The 16,380-nt window shown below is 63.1% G+C and carries 18 protein-coding genes and 2 pseudogenes; 13 read left to right on the top strand and 7 right to left on the bottom strand.

Annotated features, from left to right (window positions below):
- Nucleotides 1-5 precede the first annotated feature (5 nt).
- Nucleotides 6-806, bottom strand: a complete 801-nt coding sequence (locus IVB27_RS40565; protein ID WP_247448120.1) for an enoyl-CoA hydratase/isomerase family protein — start codon at nt 804-806, stop codon at nt 6-8.
- 52 nt (nt 807-858) lie between these two features.
- Nucleotides 859-1,740 (bottom strand): SDR family oxidoreductase, encoded by an 882-nt coding sequence (locus IVB27_RS40560; RefSeq protein WP_247448119.1) that lies wholly within the window; start codon nt 1,738-1,740, stop codon nt 859-861.
- A 307-nt stretch (nt 1,741-2,047) separates the two neighbouring features.
- On the opposite strand from IVB27_RS40560, the gene IVB27_RS40555 reads away from it, so the two are divergent.
- A complete protein-coding gene (locus tag IVB27_RS40555) occupies nt 2,048-2,500 on the top strand; it encodes a MarR family winged helix-turn-helix transcriptional regulator (RefSeq protein ID WP_247448118.1) in 453 nt (150 codons plus the stop codon).
- Nucleotides 2,501-2,546: 46 nt separating this feature from the next.
- Here IVB27_RS40555 and IVB27_RS40550 read toward each other — a convergent pair whose 3' ends face one another.
- Together IVB27_RS40550 and IVB27_RS40545 are read right to left on the bottom strand one after the other, a co-directional pair.
- Nucleotides 2,547-3,449 carry an SDR family oxidoreductase gene (locus IVB27_RS40550; protein WP_247448117.1) on the bottom strand — a complete coding sequence of 301 codons (903 nt, stop codon included), beginning with the start codon at nt 3,447-3,449 and terminating at the stop codon, nt 2,547-2,549.
- A gap of 25 nt (nt 3,450-3,474) precedes the next feature.
- Nucleotides 3,475-4,653: pseudogene (locus IVB27_RS40545) on the bottom strand (ABC transporter substrate-binding protein); the annotation flags it as partial.
- 215 nt (nt 4,654-4,868) lie between these two features.
- Here IVB27_RS40545 and IVB27_RS42920 point away from each other — a divergent pair.
- Both IVB27_RS42920 and IVB27_RS42915 read left to right on the top strand, forming a co-directional pair.
- A pseudogene (locus IVB27_RS42920) lies at nt 4,869-5,492 on the top strand (FAS1-like dehydratase domain-containing protein); the annotation flags it as partial.
- 115 nt (nt 5,493-5,607) lie between these two features.
- Nucleotides 5,608-5,733 carry a hotdog family protein gene (locus tag IVB27_RS42915; protein WP_345947002.1) on the top strand — a complete coding sequence of 42 codons (126 nt, stop codon included), beginning with the start codon at nt 5,608-5,610 and terminating at the stop codon, nt 5,731-5,733.
- 1 nt (nt 5,734) lies between these two features.
- On the opposite strand, the gene IVB27_RS40535 is transcribed toward IVB27_RS42915, so the two are convergent.
- The 3 genes from IVB27_RS40535 to IVB27_RS43495 form a co-directional block, all read right to left on the bottom strand.
- The gene (locus tag IVB27_RS40535) at nt 5,735-6,709 is read right to left on the bottom strand and encodes a Bug family tripartite tricarboxylate transporter substrate binding protein (RefSeq protein WP_247448116.1); all 975 of its coding nucleotides are present in this window, start codon (nt 6,707-6,709) and stop codon (nt 5,735-5,737) included.
- Nucleotides 6,710-6,882: 173 nt separating this feature from the next.
- Entirely contained in the window at nt 6,883-7,281 is a 399-nt protein-coding gene (locus IVB27_RS40530) for a hypothetical protein (protein WP_247448115.1), read from the bottom strand.
- A 93-nt stretch (nt 7,282-7,374) separates the two neighbouring features.
- A complete protein-coding gene (locus IVB27_RS43495; RefSeq protein WP_345947001.1) occupies nt 7,375-8,007 on the bottom strand; it encodes an amidohydrolase family protein in 633 nt (210 codons plus the stop codon).
- A gap of 32 nt (nt 8,008-8,039) precedes the next feature.
- Here IVB27_RS43495 and IVB27_RS43490 point away from each other — a divergent pair, with 32 nt between their 5' ends.
- From IVB27_RS43490 to IVB27_RS40480, 10 genes are all read left to right on the top strand, one after another.
- Nucleotides 8,040-8,423 carry a hypothetical protein gene (locus IVB27_RS43490; protein WP_345947000.1) on the top strand — a complete coding sequence of 128 codons (384 nt, stop codon included), beginning with the start codon at nt 8,040-8,042 and terminating at the stop codon, nt 8,421-8,423.
- Between the two features lie 107 nt (nt 8,424-8,530).
- Nucleotides 8,531-9,775: an NAD(P)/FAD-dependent oxidoreductase gene (locus tag IVB27_RS40520; protein WP_247448114.1), complete on the top strand. Its 1,245-nt coding sequence runs from the start codon at nt 8,531-8,533 to the stop codon at nt 9,773-9,775.
- Nucleotides 9,772-11,043, top strand: coding sequence for an aromatic ring-hydroxylating oxygenase subunit alpha (locus IVB27_RS40515; protein ID WP_247448113.1), 1,272 nt, complete (start codon nt 9,772-9,774; stop codon nt 11,041-11,043). Before IVB27_RS40520 ends, IVB27_RS40515 begins: the two co-directional genes overlap by 4 nt.
- Before the next feature lie 14 nt (nt 11,044-11,057).
- Nucleotides 11,058-11,543: an aromatic-ring-hydroxylating dioxygenase subunit beta gene (locus tag IVB27_RS40510; RefSeq protein WP_247448112.1), complete on the top strand. Its 486-nt coding sequence runs from the start codon at nt 11,058-11,060 to the stop codon at nt 11,541-11,543.
- Nucleotides 11,544-11,554: 11 nt separating this feature from the next.
- Nucleotides 11,555-12,316 (top strand): SDR family oxidoreductase, encoded by a 762-nt coding sequence (locus IVB27_RS40505; protein ID WP_247448111.1) that lies wholly within the window; start codon nt 11,555-11,557, stop codon nt 12,314-12,316.
- 10 nt (nt 12,317-12,326) lie between these two features.
- Nucleotides 12,327-12,641, top strand: a complete 315-nt coding sequence (locus IVB27_RS40500) for a non-heme iron oxygenase ferredoxin subunit (protein WP_247448110.1) — start codon at nt 12,327-12,329, stop codon at nt 12,639-12,641.
- A gap of 1 nt (nt 12,642) precedes the next feature.
- Complete coding sequence (locus IVB27_RS40495; RefSeq protein WP_247448109.1) at nt 12,643-13,326, top strand: TetR/AcrR family transcriptional regulator; 684 nt, start codon at nt 12,643-12,645, stop codon at nt 13,324-13,326.
- Nucleotides 13,323-14,231, top strand: coding sequence for a VOC family protein (locus IVB27_RS40490; protein WP_247448108.1), 909 nt, complete (start codon nt 13,323-13,325; stop codon nt 14,229-14,231). The genes IVB27_RS40495 and IVB27_RS40490 overlap by 4 nt, the downstream gene beginning before the upstream one ends.
- Nucleotides 14,228-15,088, top strand: coding sequence for a VOC family protein (locus IVB27_RS40485; RefSeq protein ID WP_247448107.1), 861 nt, complete (start codon nt 14,228-14,230; stop codon nt 15,086-15,088). The genes IVB27_RS40490 and IVB27_RS40485 overlap by 4 nt, the downstream gene beginning before the upstream one ends.
- Before the next feature lie 46 nt (nt 15,089-15,134).
- Nucleotides 15,135-15,914, top strand: a complete 780-nt coding sequence (locus IVB27_RS40480) for an SDR family oxidoreductase (protein ID WP_247448106.1) — start codon at nt 15,135-15,137, stop codon at nt 15,912-15,914.
- Nucleotides 15,915-16,380 lie beyond the last annotated feature (466 nt).

Genomic DNA, 16,380 nt, shown 5'->3' with positions numbered 1-16,380 from the left:
GAGCGTCACGTCCCGGTAAACACCGGCTTGCGCTTCTCGACGAAAGCCCTGACGCCTTCCTGCGCATCCGCCGTTCGCGAAATCGCGGCGAGCGTCTGCGCCTCCTCCTCGAGCTGGCTTTCGAACGATCGATCGTTGGTCTGGGCGAACAGCCGCTTGATCGCACCAAACGCCTCGGTCGGGCCGGCAGCGAGCTCCTTCGCGATCCGCGCCGCCTCGGACGGTACTGCATCATCCGGAACGACGAAGTCGACGAGGCCGAGCGACAGCGCCGTCGCAGCATCGAACGTCTCACCGAGCAGGAAAAATCGTCTTGCGCGCGCGACACCGATCCGGCGTGTGAGCGTCGTGGTCGACCCACTGTCCGGACAGAAGCCGATTTTGGAGAACGCCGCCGAGATCCGCGCCGATTCCGCCATCACCACGAGGTCGGCGGCCGCGATCAGCGACACGCTGCCGCCCGCGACATTGCCGTGAACGGCGGCGACGACCGGCGCGCGCATCCGGACCATCCTTGCCATGGCCACATGAATGTCGGCGGTCCAGGCCTTGATCGTTTGGGGCAGCGCATCCCCCTGCTTCACCAGGGACGTCAGGTCGCCGCCGACGCTGAACAGCCGGCCGCGCGCGGAGAGCAGCACCGCCCGCACATCGGCACGCTCGCTCAATTCCGCGATAGCCAGGCCAAACTCGCGACAAAAATCACCGTCGATCGGATTGCCGCGGGTGGGCTGATCTAGAATGATATGGGCGAGACCATCAGCGATAGTGCATTCGAAACTCTTGGTCGATATGGCCAGTCCCATCGGCATTCCTCCCTTCACGACAAAGCGCTTGCAGGTCTTTCCGCCCACCGGCTCAGATCGACCGTGCCTGCTTTTCCTTTTGCACCGAAGCCTGGATGGCTTCGCGGGCGCGCTGCCAGTCGGCGGGCGACAGTTTTGACAGCCCGGCAAAAGTGCTGGGCGCGGCCAGATGATGACCGCCATCGATGCTGATCGTATCGCCGGTGATGTAGCTACAGCCATCCGACATCAGGAAGATCACGAGATTGCGCAACTCGTCCATCTTGCCGAAACGGCGCAACGGAACGTCGTCCGCCTGCGTCGCGCCAACACCGGTCTCCGCCAGCGGATTGAGCTTGTCCCAGGCCCCCTCGGTCGGAAACGGTCCGGGGGCGATCGCATTGACACGAATGTTCTTGGGGCCCCACTCGACCGCGAGCGACATGGTCATGGCATGGACTGCCGCCTTCGCCATCGCCGCCGGCACGACAAAAGCCGATCCGGTCCACACCCAAGTGACGAGGTTGCTGATGATGACGCCCGGCAGGCCAGCCAAGATCCACCGCTTGCCGCAGGCGAGCGAGGTGTAAAACGAGCCGTCCATCACAGTCGACCGGACCGCCTCATAGCCGCGCGGCGACAGCGTCTCGGTCGGCGCGAGGAAATTGGCGCCGGCGTTGTTGACGAGGCCCGAGAGCGGGCCATCCGCCCAGATGCTGGTCATCATCGCTTCGATGCTGTCGGGCTCACGCACATTGGCGAGCAGCGCGGTCGCCTGCCCTCCCGTTCGCGTGCCAATCTCCTGGGCGGCCTGATCGAGGACGTCCTTGCGCCGTCCGCAGATGTAGACGTGCGCACCATGAGCGGCGAAGCCGATCGCCATCTCCTTGCCGAGGCCGGTTCCTCCACCGGTAATCAGGATGCGCTTTCCCTTGAGCACGGCGGCGTTGAACATGGGCGGCTTCCTTCCTGCGATCGATTTTCGTTGCGGTCGGCGCGTCCCGGCTGGACAGAGCAAGCGCCGCGCCCTGACCAATTTAATACACTAGCGTACTTATTTTGTAAATCGGTCGACGCCTGCGGCGCCGGAAAGCCGTTTCCACGCTCATTTCATAGCCTTCCCTTTAAAATACGCTGGTGTATGGTATTAGTTGAACCTCCGGCCGCGACTCGCCTCAAGGGAAACATCGATGGTTGAACTGCCCGATTGGGATCTGCGTCTTGGATATCTCATCCACGATGTGTCGCGGCTCAGGAGGATGATGTTCGACCGCGCGCTGGCGCCGCTCGGGATCACCCGCTCGCAATGGTGGGTGCTGGCGTTCATCTCCCGCAAGGACGGCCTTCCCCAGGTACAGCTCGCCAACGAGCTCGATGTCGGCAAGGTCGCCGTCGGAGCCCTGATCGACCGCCTGGAGTCGTCCGGCTTTGTGATACGCCAGGCTGATCCCGTCGACCGGCGGGTCAAGCGCGTCTATGTGACCAAACAAGCGCGTGGCTTCCTGGAGAAGCTCCGTAAAGAGACTGACAAATTCAACGCCAGGATTGTCAACGGGATCGACCGGAAGCAACTCGAAGCCGCCTCCGATGCGCTGCTCGCCATGAAGCACAACCTCCTCGCCATGTCGGGCGGCACGGAGACCGACAGCAAAGCGAACCAGGAGGAGGATGCGCAGCCGTCCAAGACCCGGAAAAAGCGGCGGGCGGCGGCTTGAGGCCTGCCACCCGCCTGAGGTGCTCCGGGAGGAGTTCCTGGAAGTCTCATGAGACGATGTCGCGTCCCCAGATGTCGGCGTTGGGGCGAGCTTTCCGCATCAATTCCATGACCTGAGGGCCGAGTTCGCTCGGATCTTCGACCGGGTCGATTCCCGGGCCGGCATGCCAACCTTCGGCGACCTTGAGAATCCCGTCGCCGGCCTCAAATACGCGGCCGGTCACATCCTGTGACTCCTCACTGGCGAGCCAGACCACGATCGGGGCGACCCAACGCGGGTTACGTCGCTTGACCTCCTCCTCGGTACGCTCTCTCAGTCCCTCAGTCATCCGCGTCTGCGCCCGCGGCGCGATCGCGTTGACGGTGATGCCATACTGCCTGAGCTCCGTGGCGCTGATGATGGTGAATGCGGCGATGCCCGCCTTGGCGGCTCCGTAGTTGCTCTGGCCGACATTGCCGAACAAACCGGAAGCCGACGAGGTGTTGATCAGGCGGGCGCTGACCGGCGCACCACGCGTCTTGGCCTCCTGCCGCCAATATTGCGCGGCATGGTGCGACGGCGCGAAGGTGCCCTTGAGATGCACCTTGATCACCGCATCCCACTCGGCCTCGGTCATGTTGACCATCATGCGGTCACGCAGAATGCCAGCGTTGTTGATAAGGACGTCGAGCCGGCCAAATGTGTTGATCGCGTCGTCGATCAGCGCCTTGGCGCCGGCCCAGTCGCTGACGTCGTTGCCGTTCACGATGGCTTCGCCGCCATTGCGCTTGATGTCGTCGACGACCTGCTGCGCCGGTGAAAGATCGGCGCCCTCTCCCGCGGCCGTGCTGCCGAGGTCGTTGACGACCACCTTGGCGCCCTGCTCCGCCAGCATCAGCGCGTATTCGCGCCCGAGCCCGCGGCCGCCTCCCGTGACGATCGCGACCCGTCCGGCACATAGTCGTCCCATTTCTCGTCTCCTCTCTAGTTCTTCGGTCGCCGCTTATGACGTCGCCGAACAGATGCCAATTCGTCCCTTCGAAGCGCATCAACTGCCATTGCTTGACCGGTGCGAAATCGCCCGGTGAGGTCTTGAGGCGGATACCGGGAAGCAGCATCCCCAATTCGACGTCCTTCAGGTTCGCCGCGTGCCGCATCACGCTGTCGCGCGTGAGATCGTCGCCGCATTGCCTCAGGAGGTAAACCAGTGCTTGCGCCGTGTTGTAACCGTTCACGATCAGCGTATCGCTGCGATCGGCGGCTGGAAAATAACCATCCAGGAATCCGCTGAGATCGTTGAGGCCGGGATCGCCCCTCCAGGTGGGATCATTTGGATCCTTGAAATAGGCCGCCGAGATCAAGCCCTGCGCGTTCTCGAATCCTGCGGGCTTGATCACGCTGCCGATCGAGGCCGAGACGTAGCTGAGAAAGTGCAGCGGCTTCCAGCCGAGCTCCGACACTTTCTTGATCGCCTGCGCCGCAAATTTCGGCGTCGCAATGTCGAACAATACATCGGAGCCGGTCGATCGCAGTTTGACGAGATGGGAGTCAATGGTCGGCTCCGACACGTCGAACGCCTCTTCCGCCACGATCATTGACGCGGCCTTGTCGCCGAGACCCCGCTTGATCCCCTTGAGATAATCTTTCCCGAAGTCATCGTTCTGGAACAGGATCGCGACCTTCGCACCGGGACGTTGAGCCAGCACATATTTGGCGTAGATAAAGCCTTCGGTTTCGTAGCTCGGGGTGAATCCCATCGTCCAGGGGAAGTTCTGCGGATCGTTCCACTTGGCCGCCCCGCTCGATACGAAAAGTTGCGGCACTTTCCTGGCGTTGAGATATTTTTGTACGGCCGAGTTGGCCGCGGTGCCCATCGCGTTGAAAACCAGCAGAACCTCGTCGCTCTCGACCAGCCGCCGCGTCTGCTCGACCGTCTTGGGCGGCGAATAGGCGTCGTCATAGGACAAGAAGACGATGCGCCGCCCGTTGATGCCGCCTTCCGCATTGATCTTGCGGAAATAAGCCTCCTCGGTCTTAGCGACCATGCTGAAGGCGGAGGCCGGACCGCTGTAGGGCGACGTGTTGCCGATCCTGATCTCGGTGTCATTGACACCCGGGCCGTATTTCTTCTCGCCGGCCGCAGCTTGTGTCGCGAGCACGCCGGCCAGGATCAGCGCGGTGGCCCACGCAGCGCCGCGACTGCCGACTCCTCGCGAGGTCCAATGGCCCGATCGGCCAGCGTTGCAAACCACGGCGTCACTCCCCGTCGGCACACCTGGCGCCGACTACTTCTATTTCGTACACTTGTGTACTATATGATGGAACATCTTTGCAACCGCCATTGGCGCGATCGTGATCGGTCGCGCCGGCACGCGTGCTGAGCCCAGTTATGGAGGACGCCTTGAATCTCGAAGCCGTCAGGAATTTCCGTTTTGAACCCGTCACGCATAGTTATTCTCGCCGTGACACGATGCTGTACGCGCTGGGTCTCGGATATGGCTCCGAACCGCTCGACCCGGCGCAGCTCGATTTCGTATACGAGCGCGACCTGCACGCGGTGCCTTCGATGTGCTGCGTGCTCGCGCATCCCGGCTTCTGGGCGAAGCGGCCGGAGCTCGGCATCGATTGGCTGAAATTGTTGCACGGCGAGCAAAACTTCGAGATCCATCATCCAATTCCGCCGGAGGGAACGGTCACGGCCAGCTACGAGATCGCGGCGGTGGCGGACAAGGGCGCCGGCAAAGGCGCCATTCTTCATCTCGTCAAAACGCTCCACGACACAAATGCAGGGATGCGGCTGGCGACCATCCGCAGCGTGCTATTCCTGCGTGGAGACGGCGGCTGCGACAGCTTCGGCAGTGTTCCCACCGAGGCCAGCGCCCTGCCCGAACAAATGCCTTCGCAAACCCTGGACATCGCGACGCTGCCCCAAAGCGCGCTGGTCTACCGGCTGAGCGGCGACTACAATCCGATTCACGCTGATCCCGAGGCTGCCGCGAAGGCCGGCTTTGAACGACCGATCCTGCACGGCCTGTGTACGCTCGGCATCGCAACGCGCGCGGTGCTAAACACTTGCGAATGGCAGGCCCGATCGTCTCGGATCGCTGTCGGTCCGCTTCAGCCGTCCGGTGTTTCCAGGCGAGACGATCCGCACGGAGTTCTTCACCATCGGCGGCCAAATCCGTTTCCGCTCCCGGGTGGTCGAACGCGATGTCGTCGTGCTTGATCGCGGCACGATAGCCTTGCGCGATTGAGCTATTTCCTCTCGATCTTCGCAATCCCGACGATTTCGGCCCAACGCCGTGTGTCGGCTTCCTCGAACTTTCCGAGTTCATCGGGTCCGGCCGGAAACGGCTTGGCGCCGACAGACTCCAGATAGGCCGCGATGTCCTTGTTGTTGACGAAGCCGAGCACGACCTGACCGAGCTTTGTCACGATATCGGAAGGCGTCCCGGATCGCACAAAGACTCCGACCCAGGCGCTCAGCTCTGCCCCGGACAGGCCGGCCTGCGCGAGCGTCGGGACATCGGGCAGGCCCGCAAGCCGCTCGCTACTCGTCACCGCGAGCACCCGCAACCGGCCATCCTGGATCAGACCCTGCGCACTGGCGGGATCGGCGAACACGCAATCGACCTCGCCCGCCAGCACATCCGTCAGCGCCTGCGGCATGCCGCGGTACGGGACGTGCTGCATCTCGATGCCGGCGCGGGAACGAAACAGTTCCGCGGCACCCCGGCTCGACGTGTTGCCGCTGCCGAACGACAGCGGCTTTTGCCGCGACTTCGCCAGGGCGATGAATTCGGCAACGGACTTAGCCGGAAACTCCGGCTTCACCGCCAGCATCATCGGAATGGTCATGATCCCGGCCACCGGCGCAAAGTCCGCCTTGGGATCGTAGGGCATCGCGTTGAACAGATTGATGTTGGCCGCCTGGGTCGAGTTAGTGGTGACGAAGACGGTGTAGCCGTCGGCCTCCGCCTTCAAAACCGCGAGCGCGGCAAGATTGCCGTCGGCGCCGGGCTTGTTCTCGACCAGAACCGTCATGCCTGTCTCGATGCGAATGCTTTCGGCTAGGTGCCGCGTCACGGCGTCCGTCGCGCTGCCCGCAGGGAACGGAACGATCAGGTTGATGCGGCGTGACGGGTAGGATTCCGCCGACGCCTGCCGCCAATCCGCCGTTCCGGTCAATGCAGCAACAAGCCATACTGCGATTGCAATGCGAAGCCGCATGGATACTCCCTGAGTCCGGGACGCTTGACGTTTCCACGCTGCGGTCCGGCGCGAAACCGCAGTCCCGATTTGTTCTGATCGTACTCTACTTTACTATTGCTGAGAACATTCGTTTGCAGGCCGAGCGCCGGCGTCCCGGTGCGCCACGTCGCAGTCGATCTCCGAAGACCGATCTACCCGCACGGTTCCGACTCGCCGCTGGTCCGGCTCAGCTCGACACGATCGATCCGTGCAAAGGGCTCATCATCGATCTCAAGGTCCACCGCAAAATGCATGGGATCGGCATGGCCAGAGATCACATTCGGGAAATGCCAGTTCGCGGTGCCCAGGATTTCCTCTCCGGCAAGCACCGCGATCTTCAGCGGATGTCGTGTGCCAACGCCACGCGCGCTCTGGTAACCGTCGGCGATGCAGTAGAGTTCGAGCCGCACCTTGTTCTCGGCCAGGCGTTGAACCGACAGCTCGATCTCGCAAAATCCAAAGGCGGGATCATCTTGGGAGCCCTCGGCGTAGAAATAGAACGCGCCGATCTTGCCGTGCGAGCACGGGCCGAGCTTGCGGTCCTTCGGCACCTGCGGATCCGGCCGCGCCGGCGTGCGCGGCGGCAACGGCCCGAGCGAGGAGAACTGGCGATAGGAATAGCAGCTTCCCAAAGTTCCCTCCCGTTAGCCCTGGCCGAGCCCGAACAGCAGCCTTGCGTTGGCGCAGAGTGTTTCACGCCCAACAGCCAAGGCCTGCTCGGCGAACTGCGAAGGCTTGTCCTGCCTGATCGTGAACGGATAGTCCGACCCGACGACGAGCCGGTCCCTGCCGACCTTGTCGGCCAGATATTGCAGCGCCGGCCCGTCATACAGGATCGTGTCGTAGTAGAAGGATCGAGCGATCTCGGTCGGATCCTTTGCGAACAGACTCTGCAACGGCGGGCCCATCGCATAAGCGTGATGCAGCCGCGGCAGCAGCCAGGACAGCGCACCGCCGCCATGGCTGAGCAGGATCCGCAGCTTCGGAAAGCGCTCGAGCACGCCATGGGTCATCAGTGACACCGCGGCGAATGCCGTCTCCAGCGGAAACGCCGCCACGGCCGCAAGCTCCGGACGACCATCCATTCGATCGAGCCCCAGCGGATGCAGCGGATGGATCATGAGCACCAACCCGGCCTGCTCGGCCGCTGCATAGACGTCGTTCAGGCGCGCGTCGCCGAGCGCCATACCATTGATATGCGTTCCGATCTCGAAACCGCGCAGGCCAAGTGACTTGATGCTGTCGATGCGCCGCACCGCAAGCGCAACATCCTGCATCGGCACCATCCCGATCCCGATGAAATGCCGGGATGATCGGCGCAGAGCGCCGCGATCCCCTCGTTCACGCAGCGACAAAGCGCGTCAGCATCGTCAGCCGGAAACCAATGCGACAACAGTTCCGGCATCGGCGAGATGACCTGCACATCGACATCGTCAACCGCCATGTCGTCCAGCCTTCGGCGCGCATCCCAGCTGCGGGAATCGATTATCCGGAACACCTTGCCGCCGACCATGACGGCGGCGGATGTGTCTTTGAGCTCGATCGACGGCCAGAGCGGATTGCGGCCCGGCTCCGCCGGGATGTGCCGCGGAACGAAATGGGTATGGGTGTCGATTGCTTCGACCAAGACGTTTCCCCGATGTCTTTTTGCGGCGCACGCTCCGACAAGAACCCAGCCCAAGCCACGCTATGAACTTACAAGCAGGTTGGACTGTTTTTATTTTCTATGCAATCCTATATTCGTATGCTAGTGCACGATCAACAAGATGCCGTCGACAACGCATCAGGGAGCGAACGAGCGTGGCGCGAACGATCGAGAACATCGTGATCGCTGGAGCCGGCCAGGCCGGCGCGCGTGCCGCGGAAGCACTGCGGGCGCGCGGTTTCAAGGGCGCCATCACGATGATCGGCGATGAGCCCCACCCTCCCTATGAACGGCCGCAACTGTCCAAGGCCATGTTGCAGTCCCCCGATGCGCCGCTCGCCTATATCAAGCAGCCGCGCGACTGGAACGAAACGCTGGGCGTGCGCCTCGAGACCGGCACGGCAGCTGTCGATTGCGACGCCGACCGCCGTATCGTGTCCACCGCCGACGGCGGTAGCTTTCCCTTCGACCGGCTTCTGCTCGCGACCGGCACGCGTCCGCGACGGCTCGCCGCGCTGGATGGCGGGCCGCTCAACGTCCAGTATCTGCGCAACGTCGAGGATGCGATCCGCTTTCGTCGTCATATCGCGGCCCGCTCGCGCATCGTCATCGTCGGCGGCGGCGTCATCGGCCTGGAAGCCGCCTGCGCCGCTGCAAAGGGCGGATGTCACGTCACGGTGATCGAAAGCGAAGCACGGCTGCTCGCCCGCGCATTCCCGGCGCTGATCAGCGATCTCGTGGCCGACAAGCACCGCAATCACGGTGTCGAATTCGTGTTCGGCGCGACCGTCACCGGGAGTACGTCCCAGTCCGTTCAACTGAGCAATGGCAAAGATATCCCTGCCGATCTGGTGCTGGTCGGCATCGGGGTCGTCCCCTCGGGCGACTTGGCCGGACGGCTCGGCCTGCCCACAGCTGACGGCATCGCGGTGGATGCCTGCGGCCGCACTGCCGCTTCGGACATATTCTGCGCCGGCGATGCCGCCTTGCAATGGAGCCGCTGCCACGGCCGCCCCATCCGGGTCGAGACCTGGGCGAATGCGCAGAACCAGGCCATCGCGGTCGCCGCCAACATGATCGGCGGGACCAGCGAATACAACGATCCGCCATGGTTCTGGACCGATCAATATGACCTGAACATCCAGGTCGCCGGAGACATGCGCGAGGCCGACTACATCGCGCGCGGCGATCCGACCAGCGAAAAATTCTCGGTCATCGCGATGCGCGGCACCGAGATGGTGGGCGCGCTCACCGTCAACGCCGCTAAGGACATGGCGATGCTGCGGCGGATCATCGCCGCCAACGCCAAGCCGCAACGCGGCGATCTGGAATCGCCGGGTTACGACCTCCGAGCCGCCGTTGAGATCACAATGAAAGCTGGCGAGGGAGACCGGCAATGAACGCGTTCGAACGCATGAACACGGCGCTCATGGTCGACGAGACCAGGCAAATCTTCAAGGTCTCGCGGCAAGCGTTTGTCGATCCCGACATCCTCGAAGCCGAGCGCGCGCGCATCTTCGAAAAATGCTGGCTCTATCTCGGCCATGCCTCCGAACTGCCCAAGCGCGGAGATTTCGTCACCCGCCAGGTCGGCGGCCGCAGCATCCTGTTCGCGCGCGATGCAAAAGGGACCTTGCGCGCCATGTTCAACACCTGTCCGCATCGCGGCGCTCAGGTCTGCCGCGAGAAGCACGGCAACGCCAAGTCGTTTCAGTGCTTCTATCATGGCTGGGTGTTCGGCCTGGACGGCGCGCTGCGCAGCCAGCCGGGCGAAGCTTCCTATGCGCCTGACTTCAAGGAGCGCAGCACGTCCAACATGCAGCAGGTGCCGCGGTTCGAAACCTTTCGCGACTTCTGCTTCGTTTGCTTCGACAAGAACGCCGAGACACTCGACAGCTATCTCGGCGCCGTGAAGGAATATCTCGACGTCATTGCCGACCAGGCCGAGATGGGCATGACCATCGTCGGCGGCACGCAGGAATATTCCATGCGCGCCAACTGGAAACTCCTCACCGAGAATTCGATCGACGGCTATCACGCGCTCACCACGCACGCGACCTATTTCGACTACCTCAAGGCCACCAATGGCGGGCTGGCGCCAGTGCCGCTGGAGGGCGCCGCGCGCGATCTCGGCAAGGGCCATGCTGTGCTGGAATACAAGGCGCCGTGGGGACGCCCGGTCGCACAGTGGGTACCGATGTGGGGCGACGACGGCAAGCGCGAGATCGACCGGCTCTACCAGGGGCTCGTGACGCGCTACGGCGAGGAGCGCGCCAAGCGGATCGCGCTCTACAACCGCAACCTGTTCGTGTTCCCCAATCTCGTCGTCAACGATATCATGGCGGTGACGATCCGCACTTATTACCCGCAGGCGCCAGATTTCATGACCATCAGCGCCTGGGCGCTGGCTCCGAAGGAAGAGACGGATTGGGCGCGCAAATACCGCCTGTTCAACTTCCTGGAATTCCTCGGCCCCGGCGGTTTCGCCACCCCAGACGACGTCGAGGCGCTCGAGCAGTGCCAGCGCGGTTTCCGCAACGCCACCGAAGCGCAATGGAACGACATCTCCAAGGGCATGGGCAAGGAGACGCCTGCCTATGATGACGAGCTGCAGATGCGAGCGTTCTGGTCGCACTGGAACAAGAACGTCTTCGCGGCATCGGTGTGAGACGGGAGACGCACATGCAAAATATCTCGCGCGCCGATGTCGAGGATTTCCTGTTCGCCGAGGCGGAGCTGCTCGATGAGTGGCGACTGCCGGAATGGCTCGAGCTGTTCACGGACGATGCGAACTATTACGTGCCGTCGACCGACGTTCCCGCCGATTCTTCGCCGGACAAGAACCTGTTCTACGTCGCTGACGACCGCTTCCGCCTCAGCGAGCGCGTCAAACGCTTGATGAAGCGCACCGCGCACGCCGAGTTTCCGCATTCGCGGACGCGGCATCTCGTCAGCAACGTGCGGATCCGCGGCCGCAGCCACCATGAGATGGAAGTCGCCGCCGCCTTCATCACCTATCGCACCAAGGACGGCATCACCGACACCTATTTCGGCAGCACCCGCTATCGGCTGGTGGCCGAGAACGGCCGGCTGCGGATCAAGGAAAAGCGCTGCCTGCTCGACAGCGACGGCCTGCGCACGCAGGGACGCGTCAGCATCATCCTGTAGGGAAAGCGATCGTGGACAAGAAGTTGAAAAACAACATTGCCGTGGTGACCGGTGCAGCAAAGGGCATCGGCCTTGCGATCGCCGAACGGCTGGCCAAGGACGGCGCCAAACTGGTTCTCGCCGACCTTGACGAGACCGGGCTGAAGCAGGCCTCGGCGTATCTCACCAGCCAGTTCGACACGGAGGTTGCGATCCAGGCTGGCGATCTGTCCGATCAGGGCGTCGCCGAGAAGACGATCAAGCTCGCCTCCGAACGATTCGGCCGGCTCGATATCCTCGTCAACAATGCCGGCGGCGGCATCATCAAGCCGTTCGCAGAGCACACGCCGGAGACGCTGAAGACCACGATCGATCGCAATCTGTGGACCGTGCTGTGGTGCTCCTGGTACGCGGTCACACCGATGCGCAAGCAGCGCTACGGCCGCATCGTCAATCTCGGCGCAGACTCCGTGCGCAACGGCCTCTGGGATCACGCCGCCTACAACGCGGCCAAGGGCGGCATGCACGGCCTCACCACCGGCATGGCGCGCGAATTCGCCAGGGACGGCATCACCGTGAACACGGTGGCCCCATGCGCGGTAAACACGCCGCAGATGGTTGCGATCACAAAGAGCGATCCGGCGCTTGCCGCAAAATTCGTCAGCGTCATTCCGATGGGCCGTCCGGCCGAAATGGAGGAAGTCGCCTCGATGGTGTCCTATCTCGCTTCCGCCGAAGCGTCGTTCGTGACCGGCCAGGTCATCAGCGTCAACGGCGGCAGCACTATGCTCTAGGTCTTTGCTCATGGCTGAAACGGTCATTCTTTGCACTGCCGACGAGGTCGTCGAGGGCGAGATCAAGCAGGCTCCCCTGCCCGACGGCACCCATGTCGCGCTCTATCGCGTGGCCGGCACGATCTACGCCACCGCCGACATGTGCACCCATGGCGAGGCATCGCTCGCGGAAGAAGGCATCATCAACGGCAAAATCGTGGAGTGCACGTTCCACTTCGGAACGTTCGACGTCACCACCGGCGAGCCCACGGGCATGCCCTGCGAGATTGCCTTGAAGACCTATCCCGTCACGGTCGTCGACGGGAACGTCCAGATTGAGGTGTGACATGCCGACCCGCGCCGACCGCACGCCTGCTCCGCTCAAATCCGCGCGCCGCCCGCTGGCACCGCCGCGCCGGCGCACCCAAGCAGAACGAACCGCAGAAACCCGTTTGCGCATCCTGAAGGCCGCGGCCAATCTGATCCGGCGCCGAGGCTATGCGCGGTTTCGCACGGCTGAAGTTGCCACTGAGGCCGGCGTCTCTCGCGGCGCCCAGTTGCATCATTTTCCGACCAAGGACTCGCTTGTCGTCGCCACGCTCGAATACGTCTTCGAGCAGGCGCAAATCCTCAGCCGCCGCCGCGCGGCTGCCATCAATCGCCCACGCGACCTGATCGAGGCCGTGATCGAGGATGCCAAGGAGTTCTTCTTCAGCGCGCATTTCCTGGTGGCAATCGATATCGTGCTCTCGACCTCGACCGACCAGGCGGTGCGCAAGAAGATCCTCGACATCTCGCGAAAGGCGCGCCGTCCGGTGGAGGCCGCCTGGGCGGAGGCGCTGGCCGCCAGCAACGTTCCCCCCGCAGTCGCGGCCGATATCGTGGCGCTCACCCTCGGTGTCGTCCGCGGCATGGCGCTGCGCACGCTCTGGGACAATGATCCGAAATGGTTTGACCATCTGTTCGGGCTCTGGCGGCAGATGATCAAGGTCTTCCTCGAAGCCGAGCAAAAACGAGGTCGGCTGCAATGAGCAGGCAAGCAGCAAACCGAAGCACGCCGCTCATCACATCGGTCTGCTACGTCCGTCATGCCGTCAGCGAGCCGCAGGCCTGTGCGCAGTTCGTTTCCGACATCTTCGGCCTCCAGCAGGTTGCCGGCCACGACGACGAACCGGCCTTCCGCTCCGACGATCGCTTCCGCACCGTGAGTCTCAGCCGCGATCAGCGCGACGGCACCAGCATCGGCATCGAGGTCTGGGATGACGCCGCTCTGAAAGACCTCGGCGAGCGGCTGCGCGCGCAGGATTTTGCCGTGCGGCCGGCAAGCCCGGACGAATGCCGGCGGCGATATGTGCAGTCCGCCCTGCTTGCGGACGACGCCTCCGGCAATCGCATTGATCTCATCACCCGTCCCACCCGCAGCGGCCGGCGCTATTTTCCGCCGCGCGATGCCGGCATCATCCAGTTCCATGGCATCGGCCTGCGCAGCACCGATCACGTCCGTGACCTCTCGTTCTGGCGCCTGCTCGGCGCCGAGGTCACTGACTGGGTCGGCGATATCGCCTACCTCAGTATCGACCATCTGCATCATCGCATCGCGCTCTATCCATCGCGGCGAAACGGCCTGCTCTACGCCGCCTTCGAGGTCGAAGCGCTCGATCAGATCATGCAGAACAGCTACTTCATGCAGGACAACCAGGTGAGGGTCGTGCAAGGGCCCGGCCGCCAGTCGGCCTCGCACCAGATCTTCCTGCATGTCGAAGGACCCGATGGGCTGATCCTGTCCTATGTCCACGGCATGGCCGAAATCGGCGATAAGCCGCGGCCGGCCAGGCAATTTCCGCTTCATGCCACCTCGCTCTGCAACTGGGGCAGCGAAAGCAAGAAGGTTCCCGAGCTTGGCGCGTCCGCATCATCGAACAGGAGCAACGCATGATCCAGTTGAAGGACGTGAGCTATGTCCGCCTCGGTTCGCCCGATCTAGAGCAGGCCGAACATTTTGCCACGGCCTGTCTCGGCCTCCAGGTCGCCGAGCGCGGCGACAAGGCGCTGTATCTGCGATCCGACGAACGTGCGCACACGCTGTGCTACTCGGAAGGCGATCCGCGCGAGCAGACCGTCGGCTTCGAGGTGGAGGACGAAGCCGGCCTGCAAGACGCGGCGGCGACGCTGGAATCGCTCGGCCATCCCGCCCACGCCGGCACCGCGCAGGAGGCCGAGCAGCGCAAGGTCAAGGCCTTCATCGGATTTCGCGACCCAACCGGCAATCATATCGAGCTCGTGGTTCGCGCCGAGCGCAGCGGGCGGCGCTATTTCGCCAGCCGTGACGCCGGCATCACCGGCTTCAGCCATATCGGCCTGAATTCGACCGATCCGGCGCGCGACGAGCGGTTCTGGACGCAAGTGTGCAATGCATGTGTCAGCGACCGCATCGGCGACATCCCGCTGATGCGCGTGAGCGCAATTCATCACACCATTGCGCTGGTGCGCGCGCCCCAGGCCGGCATCCAGCACATCAATCACCAGGTCGAGAGCAATGACGACGTGCTGCGCTCCTACTATTTCCTGAACGAGAGGCGCGTGCCGATCGTGTTCGGCCCGGGCCGGCATCCGACCTCCGGCGCGCGCTTCCTCTACTTCAAGGGACCGGACGGCATGATCTTCGAATATTCGGTCGGCGTCGATGAGATCGCGGATGAAGCGACGCACCGGCCGCGGCAATACGGCTTCGAGCCGACAAGTTTTTGCATGTGGGGCGCAAAACCCGCCGGCATGACGTTGCCGAGCAAATAAGCGCGATCGAAACGCCGCAGGCAGCGGGCAGACCTCACGAGGGAATATGGATCTGGGATTGAGAGGCCGCAGGGCCATCGTGTGCGCCGCCAGCCAGGGCTTGGGCAAGGCTTCCGCCATGGCCCTGGCGCGTGAAGGCGTCGAGCTCGTCATCGTGGCACGACGGCGCGACGTACTAGAGAGTGCCGCCGATGATATTGCGCAGGCAAGCGGCCTTCGGCCCAGTATCGTCCTGGCTGACGTCACGACCAGCGAAGGTCGCGAGGCCATTCTCGCCGCCTGCCCTGATCCCGACATTCTCATCAACAACGCCGGCGGACCACCGCCCGGCGACTTCAGGAATTTCGGGCGCGACGACTGGATCAAGGCGATCGACGGCAACATGCTGTCGCCGATCGCACTCATCAAGGCGACGGTCGATGGCATGATCGCGCGCAAGTTCGGTCGTATCGTCAACATCACGTCGCACGCCGTGAAGGCGCCGGTTGCGATGCTCGCGCTATCGAACGGTGCCCGCACCGGGCTGACGGGCTTTGTCGCCGGGCTCGCGCGTTCCGTCGCCGAGCACAACGTGACCGTCAACAATCTCTTGCCCGGCACGTTCGATACCGACCGGCTGAAATCCAACCTCGCGGCCCTCGCGAGGAATTCTTCGCGCGACGTGGCCGATCTAACTGAAGAGATCAGGGCAAGTAATCCGAGCAAGCGGTTCGGACACCCTGACGAGTTCGGAGCGACTTGCGCATTTCTGTGCTCAAAACACGCGGGCTATATCACCGGACAGAACATCCTGATCGACGGTGGCGCCTACCCCGGCACGTTCTGATCCCCCTCAGCCGGGGATGACCGCGACCGGTGTCGAACGTGACAACTGGTCCGGGCCCTTGGGACCGGCCGAACGCAACCGCACATAGTTCTCGGAGCATCACAGATAGTTTGCGGAGCTGCGCGCGAATACGTGGCGAAGAAGTAACGCTTCCCGCGACCGGCTCGTCCACTTCAGAAAGCCTGCTCGCGTTTGGCTGATGCAAGATTTTTCTTGATCTCCCGGTGCACACATCGTGCACACGCTGCCTTCTAAGCGTTTGAAAAACCTAAGCTCTCGCTCCAATCCATCATGGGCAAGTTTGAGCTAGCTCCGGCAATCGATGTCCGATTGGAGCCAATCAAAGAAACGTTCGTCGACTCCCCTGCCCCACCGTACGTTCAAATCGTGGAGCCGCCGCCGCTTCGACCGCAAAGCGGCTTGGACTTTGCGTGCCGTGCGAAATCCGTCCTACGGTTTGCGTGGA

The organism is Bradyrhizobium sp. 197 (assembly GCF_023073375.1).
Taxonomy (GTDB): Bacteria; Pseudomonadota; Alphaproteobacteria; order Rhizobiales; family Xanthobacteraceae; genus Bradyrhizobium.
The sequence above is the reverse complement of the archived record's forward strand: the minus strand, read 5'-3'. Positions and strand labels throughout refer to the sequence as shown.